This window comes from Candidatus Thiodiazotropha sp. AKIB8, assembly GCF_058244675.1.
Genome location: NZ_JBSYOO010000050.1, coordinates 88372 through 109968, shown reverse-complemented (window position 1 = coordinate 109968; position 21597 = coordinate 88372). Strand labels below are relative to the sequence as shown.

Below are 21597 nucleotides of genomic sequence, written 5' to 3'. Positions count from 1 at the left end.
AATGTCATGATACTTTGATTCGCACAACCCTCATAACATCCATATCTATTCCAGCGACACTCTCCTTATCGGAGTAGTAAGTCAGGTTGACTCGTTGACCTGCTAGACTTTTATACAGTTTCTTCCTTTTATATTTGAAAGGCACGTCAGTGCCCTCAATCAACAAAGTATTGAGCATCCACTCCCCACTCTCACGTTGAACATGCGAAACAACTTTCTTCATTTCTGAGTGGGTTAAATCCCGATGCGCTTTAAGTAGATTATCCACAGGTGACTTCATAATAATTCCAGCCTATTCTCAGGGTGCAATTATAGAGTAAATCAACAACATGATGAACCAAAACAGAGTAATATTGAAAATGATACTACTACCTATAGGGATGCCCCACTAGGTCTCTGACAAAGCCTTCTGAACCAGATCCCGCACCACACTGGCTTCGAAGGGTTTATCGCAGATTGCAGAGACACCCGCCTGCTGAACCGCAGCCAAGCGACTTTCATTCTCTTCGCTGGTTACCATCAATACCGGGATAGAGGCCTGGTTGCTGGCAGTTCGGATGTGGTCAACCAACTCCTTGCCATCCATGTTCGGCATATTGTAATCCGTTACCACCAGATCCAAGTAGTTATTAGCGATTATCTCTACCGCCTCCTGACCATCTCTCGCCTCAGTGATTTGCTCAATTCCCAGAGCATTGAGTATCCGGCTGATGTGCTTACGTGCCATACTGCTGTCATCCACTACAAGAACCTTGAGATCCTCAGGACAGAAGTTATCCAAATCAAGTTGTGTGGGATCAATAAATTCCACTACTGAGTTCATCGCAATACGAAGTTCGGCCAACTGGAACGGTTTCGGCAAAATAGCTACTGCACCCGCCTGCCGAATCGGGTCTAGATAACGAAAACGGGTCTCACTTGATATGAGCATGAAAGCCATTTCTACCAGCTCGGAATCATTACGCATGGCGTGCACCAGATCGGTGCCTGTCATATCAGAAAGATAGAGTGTGCTGATGGCAAGGTCTGGGTGTTCAATTCGCATAGCCTGCAGCGCTTCCTCCCCAGTGTTTACCGTTATTATATGCTCTATACCCAGTTCAGAGAGTTGTCGCCGTATAACCCGTTGCTGGGTGATTGATGGCTCGACGAGCAGTACCAATAGTTCTTCCAGATGCACTTTGCCACCTATTATTTTTTTGGCTATCTAGTCTGTAGTCGGTCACTGACCAAGGAACTTTAATCCTAACTTCATAATCCACACCCCTGGGTGGGTGTGGCATACAGAAACCTGAACATAACAGCACAAACATCTTATCAAAACCTCAATCTGCTACTGTGCGCTTAACCAGCTCAACCCGACGGTTTTTTGCTCGACCAGTCTCAGCTGCATGACTGCTGACCGGTGCAACCGGCCCAACACCTATTGCTGTGAGTCGATTTTGATTAATACCAGCAGCAACCAGTGCTTTGACAACACTATTGGCACGTTTCAAGGAGAGATTCTGGTTGTAACTCAGGCTACCGACATCATCGGTGTGACCGACTACATATAGTTGCAGAGAAGAATCAGATTCAAGTGCTTTAACTATCTCCGCCAAGGTCTCCTTTGACTCAGGTCGTAAAGTTGCTTTGTCATGGTCAAATTGGATGCCATATAAGGCAATATGCCCGGACTCCTGAAATTGTTGCTGCATAGCAGAAGCATCCACAAACTCCAATGTCGCTTCGAAGTTGCCGGCCTCCAGTATTTCAACCAGTATCACAGTACGTTTTCTATATTTCTTATTTGCATTGTTCTCAGCGAGAACAGCAGTAAACACACCAACATGATATCGTGAATTTTCCGTCACCACTTCACTGTAACGATAGGCTGGAGAATTATAATTATGTGAGAACGCCAACAAGTAAAACGGTTGTTTAACCCCCTCAGTTGGAATCATACTATCCCGCGACCATAGCGTTGTCGAAAGTATATGCTTGTTGCACTTCTTTTTTTTACAACTATATATTTCTTTGGCTTTTCCCAAATCAGATAGGGCAGTATTATAATTTTTCTGCACCATCAACGGTGTATCTCCAGCCTTTGCCAAATAGAGGATACGGGTTCGTTTTCCTTCCGGATTCTCTACTGCTATTTTTTTCTTACCTTCAGCTTTCAGAAAGTTTGCGGAGTCGTATTCGCTGTAACTGAAACCAAGTATCTCAGCACCAGCCACACGTGGTAATTCAGGATGATCCCGCCCTCCCGACATATCAGCTGCAAACAGATTTGTGGCAGATATAACAAATGACAATAAAATGAATATAGAGTAGTTCATGATTGAGCCTCCTTTTCCGAGCGAGTATAGATCAGCCCCATCGAATAATCGCGGCGATGGTATTAATACCCCCGTAAAACTATTAACCCGGCGACTAAGTATGTTGTCTTCAGGGTTTCAAGCCTGCCCTTGATCAAGGCGCGGCTCGCGCCCCGCAGGAAGTGCCCTTGGAGTGCAGGCAATGGTTGTTCCCTTGTCAAGAGCCGCAACACCGAGCAAGGGCAGGCTTGAAACCCTAACAATATGATTTTTAAAAGAGAGGCCGAAGTGTGCCTGCCTGCACATATCGACTGATCCATTTATGAACTGTTGGTCGACTGACGCCGTAATATCTCGCTAGCTCTGACTTGCTGAAATCACCACTCAGCCAATCGCCTATTAACATCATTTTTTTATCCATTGGGGTCTCGCGTTTCCAGCGCATAGGTCTTTCCTCCTTACCTATGCATTATCTACCTGTAAACGATCTACCCAGTCTAATCTGTAAACGATGTTACCGGTTTGTACCGCCCCCCCTCTCCCCTCGCGGGAGAGGGGTCGGGGGAGAGGGGGAGAATGAACACCCTATTTTCTCCAACAATCAGCAAGATAAATATGAACGATCAATGCGGTTTTATCTTTCAACCAGATGAAACGCTTCGCGTACACCCTCTCCCCAACCCCTCTCCCGTAAAGGGAGAGGGGCTTTCAGAGTTGTTCTGAGGAGATTAAAAGTTAATGGGACTGCAGTGAGTGAAAATGTTTAATATTGACGCCACTCTTATGATGGTCCATTATCAAAAGTTATGACTCTGCAAAGACACAGAATCAGCGTACTGCTCTTAGCGCTACTACTGCTGCAGGCCCCCATAGTGATGGCCTGGTCTCATGGTTGTGGTACAACTAATGATCAAGTGATGAACCAGATGAGCGAGCAGATACATACACATTGTCATGAAGTTGAATCTGCAATTGAGTTGGCTGACTGCGAAAACATGAACTGTGTCTTCTGTGGATTTACCGTGCAGTTCGATCTTCCTGCAGTCACACTTACTGTCTCCCACGTCCTTTATATTGCTGAGCCGAGCTTCCCTGCGCCTCCACGGTCAGAACAGCCAGTTGAGCTACGCCCCCCTATAGTCTCCTACTTCGTATAAGCCCTACTCGTTTTTTTTCGGTCTTTACCTGACCGAATCTTTCTATATGGGAGACGTTCCATGTTGTCTCTGTTTCCATGGAGATGTAACCGCATGCTGGATTTGCAGTTACTGATGGTTGCGCTATTCGCAGTTACTCATCTCTATGCAGATGAAAATGCTCAGCATGCTGCATTTACAGATCTACTGACTCGATTGCAGCACCACCCAGCCCTGTTTGTTTCTTCATCAGAACAACAGCAATGGCTGGCCAGTGCCGATGCTGCATTGTCTCTGCCAAACCCTAATTTCACATTTGGATTCAATAATTTACCTGTTAATGAGCCGACCAGCTTTGATCGCTATTTACCCAGTAGCCGTAGCCTGGAGTTCAAACAGTCAATTCCCAGTCTTAAAGGCAGAGAGGCGCTTCGCAGCACTCATCTCGCTCGTAGCACTCTGGCTCAAATAGAGCGTCAGATGGTGATGGCAGAGCTTCGTAAACGGCTGATCACGGCGCTTGCACAACAACGCAGGATCAGCCACTCAAAAGCAGCCCTGGATCAGCAGCTGTCACTATTGTCCGAGCTTGAGCGGTGGCTGAAAGGAGAGATGGCGGGTGGTGGGGCGGTCTACAGCCGCTTCGATGAACTGGATGTTCAGAAGAGCAAGATCGAAGAGAAAAAACTGACTCTGATCGGTGAGGCTGGACGATGGGGATCAGAACTTCGATCACTGGTGGATAGAGTGCCATCGACAGTAACCCTACCGCAGATCCAGCCAGGCAGGTGGTCAGGTAATCCAGATGATCTGATCAAAGTCAGGATTGCGATAGCCAAGCTGGCTGTCGCTCAGTCACAGGTAGAGGAGCGTCGTTCTGCATTCAACCCCGACTACGCCTTCAGTGCTGCCTGGCAACAAAGAGAATCGGGAGAGAGCTTCGACGGAGATGACTGGTTCACCCTGAAGTTCACTGCCAGCCTACCACTTTGGTCATCGACCAATCAGACACCAAAACTGAAAGCAGCAGAAGCCAGAGTCACCATGGTATTGGCCCAACAGGATCGACAGTTACGCCTTGCCAGGAGTGACTACGAAACTGCACTAGCAGACTACAACACTGCAGTGGAACTGAGACACGCTATGCGGGAGAGGCAGAGTCGACTGCAAGCGTTGGAGGCTGCAAACCGACGTCGCTATGAAGCGGGAGATATCGACCTGGAATCGGTGATACGTCCGGCAATGCAGCTTGCAGAACTCGATCTGGATCTAGCCGGCGCAGAGACCAAACAGACCATAGCTGCCGCACGGATCAATGCCTTGCTTGTGGAGGAGATGTTATGAAATCAAGTCTATCGGTCAAGCAGATCGCTACGATTTTTCTATTGCTGTTTTTTACTCTGGCTCAGTCGCAGGAGAAGTCACAGCAATATACCTGCCCTATGCATCCACACTATATCGCTGAAGAGATGGGTAGCTGTCCAATCTGCGGTATGGATCTTGTGCAGCTGCAGAGTGGCCCGGTTCTGGATGAGGGTGGGGATCAGCCCAACGGACGGGCTGTGGTCACCATTTCACCGGAGACGATCCAGAATATGGGGGTACGCTATAGCCACGCAGAGATGACCAGGTTTGGTAGCCGCATAAGAGCCTATGGGGTGGTGGCGGAGAATGAACGTCTACGCAGTGAGGTCTCCAGCCGGGTACCCGGTTGGGTTGAGACCCTCGGCGTTACAGCAGTGGGTGATAAGGTAAAGCGAGGCGATCTTCTATATCGTCTTTTCAGTCCAGATCTGGTTACTGCACAACAAGACTATCTCAGTGCTCTGGAGAGAAACAGTGAGCAACGCATAACTTCCGCTGCTATCCGACTGGAGGCACTTGGTGTCTCCCAGAGCTTTATACAAAGGCTGCGCAAGCAACGAAAGTTGGTGGAACGGGTTCCTTTTTACGCTTCAACCGGTGGCACCCTGAGTGATCTCAATGTCAGAGAGGGAGCCTATGTACGGCCCGGAGACACACTCGCAGTTGTGCAGGACTACTCAACGGTCTGGATTAATGCTGCGATAGCGGAGAAAGACCTGGCAAAAGTGACATTCGATACACCGGTAGAGGTGATTCTTCCCAATCTTCCAGGCAGGGTGATCGAGAGTCGTATTGACTATATCCACCCTACAGTAGACTCCAATAGCCGTACCGGCACAGTCAGGTTGGCGATGTCCAACGAAGATGGTCAACTTCGGCCTGGTGCTTATGCCGATGTGCTGTTCGAGGTTGGCATGGATCAGCGGCTAGCCATAGCCGATAGTGCTCTGCTGATCGGAGAGGATGGATCCTATCTGGTGGTGTCTCTTGGGGAGGGCAGGTTTCAGCCGCGCAGAGTCAGTACAGGATTGAGCAACGGGGGCTTCACAGAGCTGGTGGAGGGGGTCGACAGCAGTGACCTGATCGTGGTTTCCGGTCAGTTTCTCATCGACTCCGAGAGCGCCTTGCGTGAATCCTTCCAGAAGCTTCAACGCCTGAAACTCACTTTGGATGGATTACCTTTGAGCCAGAATCAGTTGGCAATGGTGGACCATCTTATCGATGCGGCCCTCTATCTCCACGAGGCGCAGGTGGATGGTTACGATGTAACTGCAGATCAACTGCAACCAGCACGGGAGATTCGTGACCTGCTATGGGCCGAATTTGGTGATACCCGACTGGGACCGATCCTGGATGGTGCATCCAGAGCAATTGAAGAGGCACAGCAATCTCGCTCTGAGAGCGCTCTACTTGAAGCACTGAATAGACTGGTCAGCGAACTACAACCCTGGGTGGTAAGCGGGCGAAAAGAGCACTATCAGAAGCTGGGGGTTCAACTCTATCGCAATGAATCGGATGATCGACTCTGGTTGCAGATGGCTGGGCAGCCGTTAAATCCCTATGGTCAGTCTGCGGGAGAACTACTGCAGTGATGCCGCGCAACCTATTACAGGCTATTCCTCATGCATGACCACAAAGATATCGCAGGAAAGGATCCATCACGATCCTTCGTCGCCCACGTGATCGGCTGGTCGGTACAAAATCAACTGATCGTTCTTATTTTTACCGCTGCCCTGGCTGTTGCAGGCCTACTGGCACTGGAACGAACCCCGCTGGATGCAATACCCGACCTGTCAGACACCCAGGTGATTATCCGTACAGATTTTGCCGGTCAAGCACCGCAAATCGTCGAGGATCTGGTGACCTACCCACTCTCCGCCACACTGCTGGGGTTACCGAAAACTGAAGCGGTACGGGGCTTTTCCATGTTTGGCACCAGTTTTGTGTATGTCATTTTTAAGGATGGCGTAGATGACTACTGGGCCAGAAGCCGGGTTGCTGAAGCCTTGGCGACGGTACAGAAAGATCTACCACAAAGCGCCACGCCACGACTTGGCCCTGATGCTACAGGGGTGGGGTGGGTCTACCAATATGCATTGCTCGATCGTAGTGGCAAACACGATCTGGCTGACCTCAGGGCAATGCAGGATTGGTTTCTACGCTTCGAACTTGCCACCGTACCGGGGGTTTCAGAGGTGGCTTCAGTTGGGGGATTTGTGCGGGAGTACCAAGTGCTGATCGACCCGAATCGCTTGCGTGCCTTTGATATTCCTCTGATACGGGTACGGGAGGCAGTAAAAGCAGCCAGTATGGAAGTGGGTGGCCGGGTGCTGGAACGGGCCGAGACCGAACTGATGATTCGATCCCGTGGCTACATTACCTCTTTGCAGGATCTACAGCAGGTTGTAGTGCAGGCAAGAAACGGCACTCCGGTTCTGCTGACCGATGTGGCGCGGGTGATCGAGGGGCCGGAGTTACGCCGCGGCGTCGTCGAGCTGAATGGTGAAGGTGAAGTAGTCGGCGGTATCGTGGTGATGCGTTCTGGTGAGAACGCTTTGAATGTCATCGAGGCCGTGGAGAAGAGACTCGAGACCCTGCAACAAGGCCTGCCCGAAGGGGTGGAGATCCGCACTGTCTATGATCGGGCTCCCCTGATCCGGGGAGCGGTGAATTATCTCAACCACAAGCTCTTGGAAGAGGGCCTTGTGGTAGCCCTGGTCTGCCTCATTTTCCTGCTTCATGTACGCTCCGCATTTGTCGCCATCGTCACCCTGCCTCTGGGTGTTCTGGGTGCTTTTACAATCATGGCAGCGCAGGGAATCACAGCCAACATTATGTCCCTGGGAGGCATTGCCATCGCAATCGGTGCAATGGTGGACGCCTCCATAGTAATGGTCGAGAACGCCCATCGTAAACTGAGCGACATGCCTGATTCAGTAGGGAGCAAGGCCCGGAATGCAGCACTGCTTCAGTCTGCAAAAGAGGTAGGTCCCGGACTCTTTTTCAGTCTGTTGATCATTACTGTCTCTTTCCTGCCTGTGTTTGCGCTTACCGGTGAGAGTTATCGACTCTTCTCACCCTTGGCCTATACAAAAACCTACGCCATGGCCTTCGCCTCCATTCTCTCGGTAACCCTTGTGCCTATCCTGATGCTTTGGTTGATTCGGGGTAGAATACACCGGGAAGAGGTAAATCCGCTCAACCGTTTTTTCGTCGCATTCTATAAGCCTATTCTGCGCTTCTCCATGAAGCAGCGCTGGATCACCCTGCTGATGGCAGCTATTGGTATCGGTAGTCTCTGGTATCCATACACTAAGCTGGGTACCGAGTTCATGCCTGCTCTATACGAGGGTGAGTTGCTCTATATGCCCACTACCCTCCCCGGCGTCTCCATCAGCAAGGCAAAAGAGATTCTGGCTCAGACCAACCGACTGATCCTCACAATACCTGAAGTGGATCAGGTGTTTGGCAAAGTTGGTCGCGCAGATACTGCAACCGACCCTGCGCCAATCTCAATGATCGAAAGCTGGATACGACTTAAACCCAGAGAGCAGTGGCGACAAGGTATGAACATTGACGACCTGACAGATACGCTGGATGAACGGGTGAAGTTCCCTGGGCTGGTCAATAGTTGGGGTTATCCCATCAAGATACGTATGGACATGATCTCAACCGGTATACGTACACCAGTGGGGATAAAAATTTCAGGCCCTAATCTGGATGAAATCGGTCGAATCGCCCTCGATGTGGAGGGGGTAGTGAAGGAGGTAGAGGGTACCCGCAGCGCCTTTGCCGACCGGGTGACTGGTGGCAAATATCTGGAGATCATCCCCAATCGGAATGAACTCGCCAGGCGCAATATCGACCTTGGCGTATTTCAATCGATCATACAGACCGCACTGGGCGGGATGAAGGTTGCAGAGAGTGTTCAGGGACGTGAGCGTTATAACATCATGCTTCGATATGACCGACCCTTCCGGGAATCGATGCACCAACTTACCGATATTCTGGTGCCAACACCAGGCGGCATGCATATCCCCCTGGGTGAAGTGGCAACAGTTGAATACGCACCCGGACCACCAATGATTAAATCAGAAGATGCACGGCTGACCGGTTGGGTATTTGTCGATATCGACGGCCGGGACATTGGTGGGTATGTGGACGAAGCGCGCCTGCGTGTTGCTGATCAAGTAGCACTTCCACCCGGTTATGCTACTACCTGGTCCGGCCAATATGAGCAGATACTGGAGGCTCGGACGCGACTTAAAATCGCCATTCCTGCTGCTGCAGCAATTATCCTGGTACTGCTGATGATTCACTTCGGACGTAGTGATCGCACGGTAATGGTGATGACTGCACTGCCCTTCGGATTGGTTGGTGGTCTCTGGGCTGTCTATTTTGCCGGTTACAACCTCTCTGTTGCAGTTGCAGTGGGCTTTATCGCATTAGGTGGTATTGCTGTTGAGACTGCAGTTGTGATGTTGATCTATATCGATCAGCAGGTAAGGAACCTGCCACCGGTCGATCACAAAACCCTATTTTCAGCCATCATGGCTGGGGCAGTACTGCGTGTACGTCCAAAACTGATGACTGTTTCGGTAATCATTGCAGGCCTTCTTCCAATCTTCTTTACTGAAGGCCCCGGATCAGATGTCATGCGGCGCATTGCCCTGCCTATGGTGGGCGGAATGTTAAGTACAACAGTAATGACCCTGATTGTGATTCCAGTCATCTATCTGATCTGGGAGTCTCGCCACCTACCAGCTACAGCCCCCACTTCCAAAGCGGATGCTATTGCATCGAAACAAACCTAAGAGGTATTAATATGAAAAAGCCAATTGGACTCTATTTTTTCCTGATCACAACAACTCTGATCAACACAACTCTAATTGCAGCCAACCATGAGGGTCATGCTGCGCATGACCATTCAATGATGAGCAGCGATGCCAGTCAGGTCATGGGTATGGGTGTCATTCATCAGGTTAATGTTGAGAAAAAAACAGTAAATCTTACCCATCAACCAATACCGTCTCTCAACTGGCCAGCAATGACCATGGATCTAGCGGTGACCAAGCGTGTCGATCTATCTGCATTCAAGGCAGGGGATCAAGTGCACTTCACATTGAAAAAAGGTCGGGACAAACAGTTCAGGATCTCTACAATGAAAGTCGCTGAGTAGTTTCAGTATAACTTAATCAGTGGTCTATAACGGCCACTTAAGCTCACCGAATCCGTATGGACAAGGATGTAGATAATGATAGTTATTAAATCACTGCTACCCCATTACTTTAACTATTACGGTTGTAACTGATTAAATGCTGTTGGTTTCTATTGTTGATTGAGAATAGAGACATGAAAAAGCAGAGGGTGACGGCTAGAAAAAACTTAGAAGTCATCAGTATCTTAAATAGGTAGAGAGAGAAACTCCCCTCTCCCGTAAAGGGAGAGGGGCTTTCAGAGTCGTTCTGAGAAGATTGAAAGCACCTTTCCGAGCTCCTCATAAGAGCTCTCTATAGTCACACCTTTGCGCTCAAACTCTTCCTTATAGTCTGCACTTCTTGATATCCGATGCCCACTCAATAGAACATTTGGATTACATCACTCAGTGTTTTCATAGCTGTCTTGACGTAAAGAAGAAATTAGGTATTTTTATTCTTTAAGCCTTTCAACCAGATTCCACTCAATAGCCAACCATACGCCCAGGTGCCGATTAAAATAAGCACAAATACTATTATTATATCCCGCGGTGAACCGTTGAGTGAAAACTCTGGAACATAACCAAAAAGAAACGGCCCCAAGTAGAGAAACTTTGCGAATTTGAATGAAGCAAAAGCGGTTCGCCACATATTGGCTTTGGCAATTGTAGCACCAGCAAAAGCAGCTATACAGACTGGAGGTGTGATATTTGAATCCTGTGAAAGCCAATAGACGATCATGTGGGCTGCGATCTCGTTCACACCAAGATGTGTCAACGCCGGCACTGCAACAACCGCGGTTATCAGATAGGCCGCCGTTACTGGCACCCCCATACCAAGCACCAAAGAGGCCAGCGCAATTAACAGGATAGTCAGAAAGAGTCGCCCATCAGCCAACTCAATCACGATATCGGCAAAGGTCAATACCAGCCCGCTGTATGTGAGCACACCAATAATGATTCCAATTACACCCACAGTAGCACCGATTTTCAAACTGTTCTCGGCACCCTTGCGCGAGGCTTCAATAAAGCCTTTTACATCGATCCGCGTTTCCTTACGGAACCAGCTGACGATGATGCAGGTACCAATGCCAACAATGGCCGAATACCCTGGTGAGTAACCCCTCAACATCAATATAGTAATCAACACCAGCGGCAGAATATAGAACCACTCCCGCTTGAGGATCTCTGTCGCCCTAACCTCAGACCGTTGACCAACAATATGATATCGCTTGGCTTCATAGTGCACCATTACAAACACACTGAAGAAGTACATCACAGCGGGAAACAGTGCAACCAGCATGATATGGGAATAGGCCACTCCGGTCAGCTCTGCCATAATAAAGCCACCTGCCCCCATGATCGGTGGCATAAACATGCCACCGATGGAGGCTGCCGGTTCTATCCCTCCCGCCACGTGGGGCCTGAAACCCGCCTTCTTCATCATCGGAATAGTAAACGAGCCCGTCGATACCGTGTTGGCGATGGCGCTGCCTGATATAGACCCGAACAGACCACTGGCAATTACAGCAACCTTTGCCGGACCACCAATCTTGTGGCCCACTGCTGCCAGGGGAAAGTCGATGAAGAAACGTTGCGCCCCACTACGCTCTAGAAAGGCGCCAAACAGAACAAACAACAAGATATAGGTGGCAAGGACATTCGCCATGATACCGAAGACACCATCACTCTTGTAGAAAATGCTGGTGCATAGGTCAGGGAAAGTATCGCCAGCATGTGAGATAAGTTCCGGTGCGTAATCACCATACACACCGTAGAGCAACATAACACAACCGATGATGACAAAAACAACACCAACCACCCGGCGGGCTAATTCAATCCCTAGCAAAACCCCAACCATGGCAAATACTTTATCTATTTCGGTCTCAGCACCAGCCCGATAGTTGATATCCTGAAAGTTCAGCATCCAGTAACCGATTGAGGCGACTGACGCAAGAATCAGAACGTAATCCATTACACGTCCGAAGGTGTTTTTTGAGCGGTAGATCAAGAATACCAATACATAGGTTATGATGATGTAGATGCCGCGGTGATACTGGGTTGCAGCCGGCTCCACCACTGCGGAATATGAATAGAAGAGAACCAACACCAGTGCCAACAGATCGAAAAGCCACTTCTCTATTCTGTGTAATTTCTCGTAGAGCATGTTTCGAGTCCAGCTGGCGGAGGCTACGGGAGAATAACAATCTATCCTCCCGCACCGTTGACGCTATAGCACGCCCTTCTCTTTCCAGAACTTGACCGCACCAGGATGCATTGGTGTAACTATTCCCTTCGGGCCATCCTCGATTTTCATCTCTTTGAATGTCTTCTTCTGGGATCGCATATGAGCCAGTCCCTGCTCGGTGTAGATCATAGATAGTAGATCGTAGACTACTTCGTCAGATAGATTGGCATTGGCAACCCATAGAGCGGAATCTTGAAATGAAGGTGTATCATAATCGACACCTCGATAGGTTTCCGAGGGGATTGTCAGTGTTGAAAAGTAGGGATATTTTTCATAAAAGCCGCTTGTCAGCGCATCCTGCCCTACATTTACCAGATCTATGTCATTGGTTTGGGCTGCCATGATTACAGCACCACTCGGGAAGGCGGTAAAAAGCCAGAAGGCATCAAGCTGATTATTGCCGAATGCTGCAGCTGCATCGTTATAACCAAGAGCATTCTGCTCAATCTTGTCCCAAACCCCCATATGAGTAAAGAATAGTTCGCAGTTTGCATATGCACCCGAACCAGCATTACCAACACCCACCTTCCTGCCAACAAGATCACTGACGCTTTTTATGCCGGAGCCCTTGCGGATTACCAATTGTGCAGGTGCACCATACAGATAGGCGACTGCCAGTACGTTCTCATACTTTTTGGTATCTTTTTTAAGCTGACCATTCCGACCCAGATAGACATGACCTGAATAGACAACACCAAAGTCTGCCTTACCCCTGTCGACTTTACGCAGATTCTCTATAGAGCCGGCTGAAGATTGCGCTTTGACCTTGAACGCCTTGTTTTTCTTCACCGGCCCGTAGACCTGAATTGCATTGGCAACCACCTGGAAGGTGCCACCAGCTGGTCCACCACTGAAGACAATTCTCTTTGCTGCGAACGATGATATTGGAAAAAACAGGGCCACGCTGAGCACAGCCGCTGTACTGATAAGAAATGATCTCCGGTGCATTCTCATTACTATCTCTCCTATAACTGCTATGACCGATAGTTTTTATACGCTCCGATAAGTGAATCTCCTGTTTTTCTCAACGAGCACTGCTCGATTTCGGAATTGAATTTTTCCTGGCATTAAATAACGAAATACCGGGGCCTTATCCTTAGATTTAGATCAGTAATGATTGAAATAGAAGAACTTTTAGATCTGAGAGGCGTTTTTCAATGATGTATGTCAAGCAAATGTATTGATTGTTTAAACTCAATCACCACATATGGTACAGATTCTATATTTAGCACATGGTCCACTAGCCCCTCACCAGCCATTCGAGTAGCATAGTCCATGCTGTCGGGAAAACGGTCCACTATACAAAAGCACTGAACCACGATTCCAGCTGAACCCGGCAGGCTAACAAAGTGAAGCTATAATTTCGTCTTTCCTCTAGAATTGCCACATGAAATTTACGACTATTTATTACATTATTCTGGCCATTGCGCTCTTTTTTCCCATGCTTACCTATGCCGAAGAGAAGCCACTTTGGGAGGCTGGGATAGGCGTAGGCGCAATGAGCTTCCCTGCCTACCGTGGTTCAGACAAGGTACACAACTTCCTGCTTCCTGTACCCTACTTTGTCTATCATGGTGACTTTTTTAAAGCTGACCGCCATGGCATTCGAGGCAGTCTGTTTGAATCAGAGGTAGTGGACTTGACCCTTAGTTTCTCGGCCTCTCCCCCTACCAACAGTGATGATATAGATGCACGGGAGGGTATGCCGGACCTCAAGACAACTTTCGAGTTCGGTCCTCAGGTCGACATCAAGCTCTGGCAGAATGAGGCTAGCACACGCAGTCTCAAACTACGTTTGCCTGCCCGCGCTGCACTCACTGTCGAACGCTCTCCAGAATCGGTTGGTTGGGTATTCTCCCCGAAATTGAACCTCGACATCACAGACCTACCCGCCATGCCAGGCTGGAATTTTGGTGTGATCGCAGGCCCTATCTATGGATCTGAAAGACAGCACGATTACTTTTATGGTGTTGCACCTGAGTATGCCACAAGCAGTCGACCTGCCTATGAGGTAGATGGCGGCTACAGCGGAAGCCAGTTTCTGATGTCACTATCCAAACGATATGACAGATTTTGGGTTGGTGCTTTCCTACGTTACGACACTCTGAGCAATGCCGTCTTCGAGGATAGCCCGCTGATAACTGATGACAGCTTTTTAGCTGCTGGTATTGCAATCAGCTGGATTATTAGTGAATCCAAAACAAGGGTTAATGTTATTGATTAGTCTATAACCACCCATGATTCTGCTTTTGAGGTATTAAGAGAAGTTTCTATTTCGCAAGTTAACTCGATCAAATACCACAAGATATACCGAGTTGAAAAGAATCCCGGTCAGATCAATATTTGTAATACAAATGACCATGATCGGTGAATGCCATGAATCCAACTATTCCGCTAGCGCTCGTAGCAGCAATTGCATCCTGGACATTTCTGGGAATGACATTTTCAAATCTACTATCAGGATACTTTGAAACGCGTACATGCCTATCCGAGTGCGTTAGGAACTACTACTTCGCTGCACTAGCACTTGGTCTTGTAGGTTTAAGTTTATCAACTCTTGCTATTATACGGTCAGATTTCTCAGTTTTTCTAATACTTATTTTGTTGCTTAGCGCAATACCCTTTGCTATTACTAGCTCTATCTTTATTATTGGTAATTTAGAAGTTATTTTACACTAAGTATAGTCTTTTTATTTTGTAGGACAGAGAGGACACACCACCTAAGGATAAAAGGGAATTCAATAACTTAGGAGAAATATTGATAGTGCAAACTCACACAAAACCTACTCCAGCAGGATTGAACTTCATACTATTTTTAATAATACTGCTTATCACAGTATCAGCAAAAGCAGACAAACATAGTGAGCAGGATTATCCGTGGAATGAGTACAAGAGGGAGAATGGGTTAGTCGGATATGAACGAAATGTTTTCAACTCAAAGTATATAGAATCACGTGCTGAAGTAGTTATTGAAAGCCCAGTGGAAGTGATATATCAAGTATTGAAGGATGTTGATTCATATCCAAAATGGATGCATGAATGTAAACAAGCCACTCTATTGAACGAGCAAGGCTCATCCATGGTTTTATACCTTGCTCAAGGCGCACCCTTTAACAGTAGTGATCGTGATGTAGTATTAGAAGCTACAACAAAAGAAAATTTGAGTAACAGAGAATATACCATTAAATTTCAAAAAGTTGCCTCTAACTCACTCCATCACCCGCTGGATATTAAGAGAGATAATCGTCTATGGATGAATAAATTCAGAGGTAGCTGGAATCTACGTATGGTTGATCGCGATAATACAAAAGTAACCTTTACTCTCTTTTCAGACCCTGGGGGCTTTGCTCCCGGTTTCATCACAAATAGTGTGACAAGAAAAGCCTCTTTTCTATCCCTGAAAGGTATGATAGCCATGGTTCGAGAGGACAAGTACTCTATTGAGGCAACGAGAAGTGAAATGAAGAAGAGGATTGAGGCTGCTTTAGAACAAGAGAACCTTCTATTTTATAATTCAGATTAAATAACTCAGCTAGAAGAGTAATCACTAAATGAATCATTCAGATAACCCTATCCGCCTATAATATTCATTTATAATAGATCTAATCTATTTTTAGACACAAATATCCCGAGCAGCTCGGGATATTTGTTTATCTTAACATTAGTCGTAACACTCATAGTTACGATATTTTCCGAAAGTACGATGTGAATGGTAACAGTGCTTGCGACGCATTTTCTTTCTCATTTTATCTCTCAATGTATCCATACGTCCCTCATCGTAGCCATCATTATAACCATGGCGATCACCTTTTTTGCTTCCTTTACGATAACCATTTTCATAACCTACTTTGTATCCACGAATATAATCTCGTTCTGAAAATGATTGATCTTTGTGCATACTTCGATAGGTGTTCGATCCATCTCTATACCCTTCACGATAACTACGTTTGTATGCTTTGACATAGCCGTCCTCCAAGCCATCACCATATCCAGCTTGATATCCTTGATCATAGGCATTGCTCTTTGCAGAAGCTGAACCGGCAAATAAAAGAAGAACAAATAATACTAAGGTGATAGGGGCAGAATGTTTCATCATAGACTCCGTTTTTCTAGGTTGTATGGCAATAATACTTACACCTAGATGAACGAAACCTGAACCAGAAATGAAGAATATAATTCTCTCATCGTTGAGATTAATAATAAGTAGTAGTAGAGCCCTTATATTTAACCTTATTCAATATGCTTTACACCACCACTCAGAGACACTTGAGGGAAAGGTATTTCCCACCCGTTTTTACTGCAAGCATCAACGCACCAACGCTGAATTGCACGTCTCAGGCGATTGTATAGATCTCCCAACTCTCCACTGAAATCTGCGATTACCACCAGATCAAGTGAGGAGCTGTTAGCGGCCGCAAACTCTACACGCAGGTTTAACAGATGCTCACCATATCCCTCCTCTTCTACACATTTTTGTATATGTTTTTCAAGAGCTTGGGGTATTACTGACGTACTCTGTTGTTGTAAATTGTAACTTATCCCTATAATCTCTTTGAGGCGGAAATTTTTTGACAAATTTCTTGGCGAACCTGACAGAAAATCAGACATTTGATAAGTAACTTGTGCCCCACCCCGTTCAATAAGGCGAACCATTTCGTGGGAAATTCCTGATACCTTACCTCGAACGCCACTACTGAGTAGAACCCAATCATTTTTTCTGCATGGAAACCAAGGTTCATCTGGGTGACCAGGCCTCGACTTCAACCCAACCAGATTATCGATAGGTACGCGCTGCCTGATGCCTGCTGTCGGGTTTATCAATGTCGAATAGACATTGATCTGTTCAACCAGCCAAGGTATGCCCTCCATCTCTATTCGCTCACCCTCTCGAACTGAACCTATATTGAGAAAAAGCTGAACCTGATACCAATATCTCGGAACAGCTTGTCTGAGTGTCCAAGCCAAACCTAATAACAGAAGTATACTTAAACTGAATAATACCCAGTCTTCAACCAGGTAGAAGACAATCATCGGACCAAGGATAACCAGCAGGATAGTCACAAACCGATGCACGAGTTCCAGCATTCGAATTCTAAAGCTACGGTGTTTTTTTCTAAAACCTGGGATATAACGCTGCATGGTATTATAGCTGATACGAGACAGTAACATGATAGCAATTACCGTTAGCAACGCCTCTGTCAAATAGAGACCACGTTTTTGAAAAAAAGATTTAAGGTAACTTTGGGATGCCTCAGTAATCGAGGCCTCTGAAGCCAGCAATTTATCAAGTTGGAATTGTGCCGACTGCAATTCACTTTTCATAAAAGCCTGTTTTTTCTTCCACCTCTCTGCTATTTGTTCAAGTGCAGATTTCAGATTCTTTGATTCGCTTTGTTGTTGCAATTCATTAATATTGTGAAGCGCTGTGTCTACGACTTCCAGCCTCTCAGAATAGTATCCAATTTTCTCTTTCAGATCTGATTTCTGACGAATACGTACTGTCATCTCCTTCATTTCATCAAGCGCTGGTTTCAGTAGTGCAAAAAGCTCCTCCTGTATGTTGAATTTGATATCTTCCTGTTCTCGAAGAGTACTTAGATCAACACCAGCTGCGATATTTTCAAGATTTGCGCCTGTTGTCTTGAGGTCATTTTCTAGTTTTTCCAACTCTTTGAGCAATCGTTTCTTATCTGCATCAGAATTCGATGAGGCATTGGCCTCCTTACTGAGACTTGTAATATCACTCTTGAGATTAGCCTGTAGTTTTACAAGATCCCTAAGTGTCGTAAGAGTAGCCTTCTCTCCACTATCTTCTGTAAGCGGCTCTACAGCACTATCTTCAGCAAATGACTGTGTAGTGAGTAGCATCACGGCAGTCAGCAGATAAGGCAGATGGAATTGTCGTTTCAGTAAGATTATATTTTTCATAGTTAATTCTATTCTAATTGGACATAAATAGTATATGTGTAATACAAAGCGACTTTCCACTGACACATACCCCACCCTGGATGAAGTTATTGCTACACTACCAAAACCAACCACTATAACACTCAATATAGCTAAAACCGACATTCTAGAGTGGCACTTTGCACTATATACAAGTCACTGTATAACAGGCATTTATTAGATCGATTACTTCGTATTTGAGACTGATGATGCTACTATTTCGAACGAACAACTATAGATGCATTTAGCACACGTGAGCAGATGTAGGATTTCACGACACCAGAGCCACTATTAAGCGTTTTGACAAGTCACCATATTTACTTTTTTAGTTGACTCTCTATGGCCATAGTGTCGTCATATTAAATTACGACTCTTTAATATAAACAGATATATGAAAATAGATCTAAAATTCCACATAGTTGACATTGACTGGTAGCCTTGCTCGGCTCTTCTTTGTCTATAAGTTACATTAAGGCATATCAATGAACTGGAAAAATGCTTATCGCTCTTTCTACTACCAGGGCGCTCCTGAACCTGAAGACCTCAACCTTGAATACCATAAAACTGCGCTACTAACGATCGACATACAAAACACATATATTCAACCCTCAAAAGATCCGATTGAATATAAGCGATGGGCACCATTTCAAAAGCGCATGCGTGAGATTGTCATCCCTACTACCCAGGATATACAGAAACGTTTTCGTCAGCATGATATTGACGTAATACATGCACGAATTGCCTGCCAGCTTCCAGACGGCCGTGACCGCTCACTCAGTCAGAAGAAACCTGGCTGGAACTACCTACTGCTACCTAAGGATAGTAATGACTCGCAGATTGTTCCTGAACTAAAACCGATCAAAGATGAAATTGTTGTTACTAAAACCACTGACAGTGCACTAACAGGTACTAATCTTAGACTTATTCTTCAGAATATGGGCATAGAAAATGTTGTTCTATGTGGCATATTTACTGACCAATGCGTCTCTTCAACTGTAAGAAGCCTCGCTGACGAGAGCTTTAATGTTATCGTTGTGGAAGATTGCTGCGCTGCAGGGACTGATGAACTTCATTACAGAGAGCTTGAAATAATTAACATGATATATTGTCATGTAGTGTCAAGTTCAGAATTATTCGAGATCATGAAATTGTAACTATACAATTTCTAATCCGTGTTGCGATTAATCCTTCGAGCCACTTTTAATTTTCCTAGTTCTAATACTAATACATAAATCGAGCTGCTTAGATGTTACAATAGAGTGTCAACGATTTATTCCGCCTTTTTGACTACCAGACCACCAACCCATGACAAATAGATTTTCCACCTTGAGCCTAAACTCTTCTTTATTAAGTAATCTAGAGTCTCTCGGTTATCACCAAATGACCCCCATTCAGGCTGCCAGCTTGCCCCATATTCTTGCCGGTAAGGATCTCATTGCCCGTGCCAAGACAGGTAGTGGAAAAACAGTCGCTTTTGGGCTTGGTTTACTCAATGCGCTTAATCAAAGTACCTACAATGCACAAGGAATTGTTCTCTGCCCAACACGCGAACTAGCCGACCAGGTTGCAAAGGAGTTAAGACGCCTCGCTCGAACGAATGCAAATACAAAAATAATCACACTTTGCGGCGGGAAACCCTTCGGGCCACAGATCAGCTCTCTACAACATGGAGCGCAAATTATTGTCGGTACCCCAGGGCGAATTCTTAAACACCTATCCAAAGGCACACTATCCCTTGGAAGTATTCGATGTGTCGTACTCGATGAAGCGGACAGAATGCTCGACATGGGCTTCAATGATGACATTACAGAGGTCATCAAACATACTCGTTCACAACGACAAACACTATTATTTTCTGCAACTTACCCGGAATCAATAGCGGATATAAGTTCGTCGTTTCAAGTTGATCCTGTTGAGGTCACTATTGATACTCATCATACAGATCTTAAGATTACACAACTCTTCTATGAGGTAGGAAAAGGAAAACGTAATCAAACACTTAGTTCACTGCTAGCACATCACAAACCCGCTTCTACCGTTGTTTTTTGTCAGACTAGGCTCCAATGCCAGGAGGTATCTGAAATATTACAACAGAGCGGGATTCAAGCACTTGCCTTACATGGCGATCTTGATCAAAAAGATCGTGACATGGTTCTTGTAAGGTTCGCTAACGGTAGTGTGCCTGTCCTGGTTGCAACCGATGTCGCTGCCCGAGGACTTGATATCAAGGAACTTGGCGCAGTAATTAACTATGAATTACCACGTGATCCTGAAATCTACGTCCATAGAATCGGCCGAACCGGGCGAGCAGGCAGCAAGGGACTTGCGCTTAGCCTGTTTATCTCTTCTGAAGCAAGTAGGGTTAATGCTATCGAAAACTATTTAGAGAGTGATATTAGACTGGAACAGTCCCCAGCTCTTGAACTACCAGAGGGCTTCAGCTTAAATGCAAAGAATATTACGCTTTGTATTGATGGCGGTCGAAAAGAAAAGTTACGCCCTGGCGATATTCTTGGCGCACTTACAGCAGATAAGACCATCCCGTCAAACAAGGTAGGAAAGATAGATATCTTCGACCATATTGCTTATGTAGCGATTGACCGAAGTATCCGAAAGATTGCCCTTCGAACACTTTCAAAAGACAAAATCAAGGGTAGACGCTTCAAGGTACGTATGATTAGCTAATCCTAAAGTATCACTCTAGAATCAATCTCCAGGTGCTTCCTTTACTTTATACACCGAAACAAAATATGACAATATTTAGGGTAATACCACTCAGTTGGTAGTATAAATACGTACTAAACTGCAAGAATATGGTAGTAAATATACCTATTCTAACAACTGAACTTTACATGATGACGTAGTCTTTAATTCTAAAAACATGAGTCAAACAAGTAATTTTCACATTTCCATTTTAAATACCATTCCTGATCATATTGCCGTGCTTGATCAGAGTGGCGTGATCGTCTATGTAAATTAAAGCTGGATTGATTTTGGAATAAATAATGGCATACCCAGTCAGAAAGAGTGGATTGGTGTTAAATATATTGAGAGTTGTAGTATCGATGGTGGTAATAACATTATCTCTCTGGCTGATATTATTCAAGAAATAATCGATAATAAAAGATCTGAATTTTATTTAGAGTATCCGTGTCACTCTACTACTGAACTATGGATGATATTCGAAAGTTAGAAATACCAAACCCTAATTCACCGATCAGTAATACTATTAGCTTATCTATTGGACTAGTTACTACATACCCCGATCTTGACTCAGATATAGAAGAGTTAATTCATACAAGTGACAAGCTTCTTTATAAAGCCAAAGAAGGTGGCAGGAATTACATTGAGTTCTCATCTATTTAGAGAACCTCTGATAGGGATTCCTGTACGAAGCGGCAGTATTGC

General features: G+C 45.9%; 19 protein-coding genes. 11 read left to right on the top strand and 8 right to left on the bottom strand.

Going from position 1 to position 21597, the window contains the following annotated elements:
* Positions 1–4: 4 nt before the first annotated feature.
* The 4 genes from AC4IFB_RS18100 to AC4IFB_RS18085 all read right to left on the bottom strand — a co-directional run bounded on the left by AC4IFB_RS18100 (position 5) and on the right by AC4IFB_RS18085 (position 2745).
* Entirely contained in the window at positions 5–280 is a 276-nt protein-coding gene (locus AC4IFB_RS18100; RefSeq protein WP_490780933.1) for a hypothetical protein, read from the bottom strand.
* 108 nt (positions 281–388) lie between these two features.
* Complete coding sequence (locus AC4IFB_RS18095; RefSeq protein ID WP_490778033.1) at positions 389–1180, bottom strand: response regulator; 792 nt, start codon at positions 1178–1180, stop codon at positions 389–391.
* Positions 1181–1325: 145 nt separating this feature from the next.
* Positions 1326–2321 carry an OmpA family protein gene (locus AC4IFB_RS18090; protein WP_490780932.1) on the bottom strand — a complete coding sequence of 332 codons (996 nt, stop codon included), beginning with the start codon at positions 2319–2321 and terminating at the stop codon, positions 1326–1328.
* 250 nt (positions 2322–2571) lie between these two features.
* On the bottom strand, positions 2572–2745 hold the full coding sequence (locus AC4IFB_RS18085; protein WP_490780931.1) for a helix-turn-helix domain-containing protein: 174 nt from the start codon (positions 2743–2745) through the stop codon (positions 2572–2574).
* Positions 2746–2876: 131 nt separating this feature from the next.
* On the opposite strand from AC4IFB_RS18085, the gene AC4IFB_RS18080 reads away from it, so the two are divergent.
* The 6 genes from AC4IFB_RS18080 (at position 2877) to AC4IFB_RS18055 (ending at position 9980) form a co-directional block, all read left to right on the top strand.
* Positions 2877–3023 (top strand): hypothetical protein, encoded by a 147-nt coding sequence (locus AC4IFB_RS18080; RefSeq protein WP_490780930.1) that lies wholly within the window; start codon positions 2877–2879, stop codon positions 3021–3023.
* 83 nt (positions 3024–3106) lie between these two features.
* Complete coding sequence (locus AC4IFB_RS18075) at positions 3107–3457, top strand: hypothetical protein (protein WP_490774870.1); 351 nt, start codon at positions 3107–3109, stop codon at positions 3455–3457.
* Positions 3458–3550: 93 nt separating this feature from the next.
* Positions 3551–4780: a TolC family protein gene (locus tag AC4IFB_RS18070; protein WP_490774869.1), complete on the top strand. Its 1230-nt coding sequence runs from the start codon at positions 3551–3553 to the stop codon at positions 4778–4780.
* Complete coding sequence (locus tag AC4IFB_RS18065; protein ID WP_490780929.1) at positions 4777–6393, top strand: efflux RND transporter periplasmic adaptor subunit; 1617 nt, start codon at positions 4777–4779, stop codon at positions 6391–6393. The genes AC4IFB_RS18070 and AC4IFB_RS18065 overlap by 4 nt, the downstream gene beginning before the upstream one ends.
* Positions 6394–6423: 30 nt before the next feature.
* The gene (locus AC4IFB_RS18060) at positions 6424–9615 is read left to right on the top strand and encodes an efflux RND transporter permease subunit (protein WP_490780928.1); all 3192 of its coding nucleotides are present in this window, start codon (positions 6424–6426) and stop codon (positions 9613–9615) included.
* An 11-nt stretch (positions 9616–9626) separates the two neighbouring features.
* Positions 9627–9980, top strand: coding sequence for a copper-binding protein (locus AC4IFB_RS18055; RefSeq protein ID WP_490774866.1), 354 nt, complete (start codon positions 9627–9629; stop codon positions 9978–9980).
* Between the two features lie 460 nt (positions 9981–10440).
* Here AC4IFB_RS18055 and AC4IFB_RS18050 read toward each other — a convergent pair whose 3' ends face one another.
* Both AC4IFB_RS18050 and AC4IFB_RS18045 read right to left on the bottom strand, forming a co-directional pair.
* Positions 10441–12162: a TRAP transporter permease gene (locus AC4IFB_RS18050; protein WP_490780927.1), complete on the bottom strand. Its 1722-nt coding sequence runs from the start codon at positions 12160–12162 to the stop codon at positions 10441–10443.
* Between the two features lie 63 nt (positions 12163–12225).
* A complete protein-coding gene (locus AC4IFB_RS18045) occupies positions 12226–13197 on the bottom strand; it encodes a TAXI family TRAP transporter solute-binding subunit (RefSeq protein WP_490774864.1) in 972 nt (323 codons plus the stop codon).
* Between the two features lie 433 nt (positions 13198–13630).
* On the opposite strand from AC4IFB_RS18045, the gene AC4IFB_RS18040 reads away from it, so the two are divergent.
* Positions 13631–14467, top strand: a complete 837-nt coding sequence (locus AC4IFB_RS18040; protein WP_490780926.1) for a MipA/OmpV family protein — start codon at positions 13631–13633, stop codon at positions 14465–14467.
* A gap of 540 nt (positions 14468–15007) precedes the next feature.
* Positions 15008–15766 (top strand): START domain-containing protein, encoded by a 759-nt coding sequence (locus tag AC4IFB_RS18035; RefSeq protein WP_490780925.1) that lies wholly within the window; start codon positions 15008–15010, stop codon positions 15764–15766.
* A 138-nt stretch (positions 15767–15904) separates the two neighbouring features.
* Here the strand turns inward: AC4IFB_RS18035 and AC4IFB_RS18030 are convergent, their stop codons facing one another.
* Together AC4IFB_RS18030 and AC4IFB_RS18025 are read right to left on the bottom strand one after the other, a co-directional pair.
* A complete protein-coding gene (locus AC4IFB_RS18030; RefSeq protein ID WP_490774861.1) occupies positions 15905–16336 on the bottom strand; it encodes a hypothetical protein in 432 nt (143 codons plus the stop codon).
* Between the two features lie 137 nt (positions 16337–16473).
* Positions 16474–18171 (bottom strand): hypothetical protein, encoded by a 1698-nt coding sequence (locus AC4IFB_RS18025; RefSeq protein ID WP_490780924.1) that lies wholly within the window; start codon positions 18169–18171, stop codon positions 16474–16476.
* Positions 18172–18671: 500 nt separating this feature from the next.
* On the opposite strand from AC4IFB_RS18025, the gene AC4IFB_RS18020 reads away from it, so the two are divergent.
* The 3 genes from AC4IFB_RS18020 to AC4IFB_RS18010 all read left to right on the top strand — a co-directional run bounded on the left by AC4IFB_RS18020 (position 18672) and on the right by AC4IFB_RS18010 (position 21555).
* Positions 18672–19343, top strand: coding sequence for a cysteine hydrolase family protein (locus AC4IFB_RS18020; protein ID WP_490774859.1), 672 nt, complete (start codon positions 18672–18674; stop codon positions 19341–19343).
* A gap of 151 nt (positions 19344–19494) precedes the next feature.
* Positions 19495–20874, top strand: a complete 1380-nt coding sequence (gene dbpA / locus AC4IFB_RS18015) for an ATP-dependent RNA helicase DbpA (protein ID WP_490774858.1) — start codon at positions 19495–19497, stop codon at positions 20872–20874.
* A gap of 486 nt (positions 20875–21360) precedes the next feature.
* Entirely contained in the window at positions 21361–21555 is a 195-nt protein-coding gene (locus AC4IFB_RS18010; protein WP_490780923.1) for a diguanylate cyclase domain-containing protein, read from the top strand.
* Positions 21556–21597 lie beyond the last annotated feature (42 nt).

Excerpts from the sequence above, each read along its gene's own strand:
- AC4IFB_RS18060 (WP_490780928.1), top strand. The coding sequence starts at position 6,424 with ATGCATGACCACAAAGATATCGCAGGAAAGGATCCATCACGATCCTTC.
- AC4IFB_RS18090 (WP_490780932.1), bottom strand. The coding sequence starts at position 2,321 with ATGAACTACTCTATATTCATTTTATTGTCATTTGTTATATCTGCCACA.
- AC4IFB_RS18075 (WP_490774870.1), top strand. The coding sequence starts at position 3,107 with ATGACTCTGCAAAGACACAGAATCAGCGTACTGCTCTTAGCGCTACTA.
- AC4IFB_RS18040 (WP_490780926.1), top strand. The coding sequence starts at position 13,631 with ATGAAATTTACGACTATTTATTACATTATTCTGGCCATTGCGCTCTTT.
- AC4IFB_RS18050 (WP_490780927.1), bottom strand. The coding sequence starts at position 12,162 with ATGCTCTACGAGAAATTACACAGAATAGAGAAGTGGCTTTTCGATCTG.
- AC4IFB_RS18010 (WP_490780923.1), top strand. The coding sequence starts at position 21,361 with ATGGATGATATTCGAAAGTTAGAAATACCAAACCCTAATTCACCGATC.
- AC4IFB_RS18100 (WP_490780933.1), bottom strand. The coding sequence starts at position 280 with ATGAAGTCACCTGTGGATAATCTACTTAAAGCGCATCGGGATTTAACC.
- AC4IFB_RS18065 (WP_490780929.1), top strand. The coding sequence starts at position 4,777 with ATGAAATCAAGTCTATCGGTCAAGCAGATCGCTACGATTTTTCTATTG.
- dbpA (WP_490774858.1), top strand. The coding sequence starts at position 19,495 with ATGACAAATAGATTTTCCACCTTGAGCCTAAACTCTTCTTTATTAAGT.
- AC4IFB_RS18085 (WP_490780931.1), bottom strand. The coding sequence starts at position 2,745 with ATGCGCTGGAAACGCGAGACCCCAATGGATAAAAAAATGATGTTAATA.
- AC4IFB_RS18030 (WP_490774861.1), bottom strand. The coding sequence starts at position 16,336 with ATGAAACATTCTGCCCCTATCACCTTAGTATTATTTGTTCTTCTTTTA.
- AC4IFB_RS18055 (WP_490774866.1), top strand. The coding sequence starts at position 9,627 with ATGAAAAAGCCAATTGGACTCTATTTTTTCCTGATCACAACAACTCTG.
- AC4IFB_RS18020 (WP_490774859.1), top strand. The coding sequence starts at position 18,672 with ATGAACTGGAAAAATGCTTATCGCTCTTTCTACTACCAGGGCGCTCCT.
- AC4IFB_RS18080 (WP_490780930.1), top strand. The coding sequence starts at position 2,877 with ATGAACACCCTATTTTCTCCAACAATCAGCAAGATAAATATGAACGAT.
- AC4IFB_RS18045 (WP_490774864.1), bottom strand. The coding sequence starts at position 13,197 with ATGAGAATGCACCGGAGATCATTTCTTATCAGTACAGCGGCTGTGCTC.
- AC4IFB_RS18025 (WP_490780924.1), bottom strand. The coding sequence starts at position 18,171 with ATGAAAAATATAATCTTACTGAAACGACAATTCCATCTGCCTTATCTG.
- AC4IFB_RS18070 (WP_490774869.1), top strand. The coding sequence starts at position 3,551 with ATGCTGGATTTGCAGTTACTGATGGTTGCGCTATTCGCAGTTACTCAT.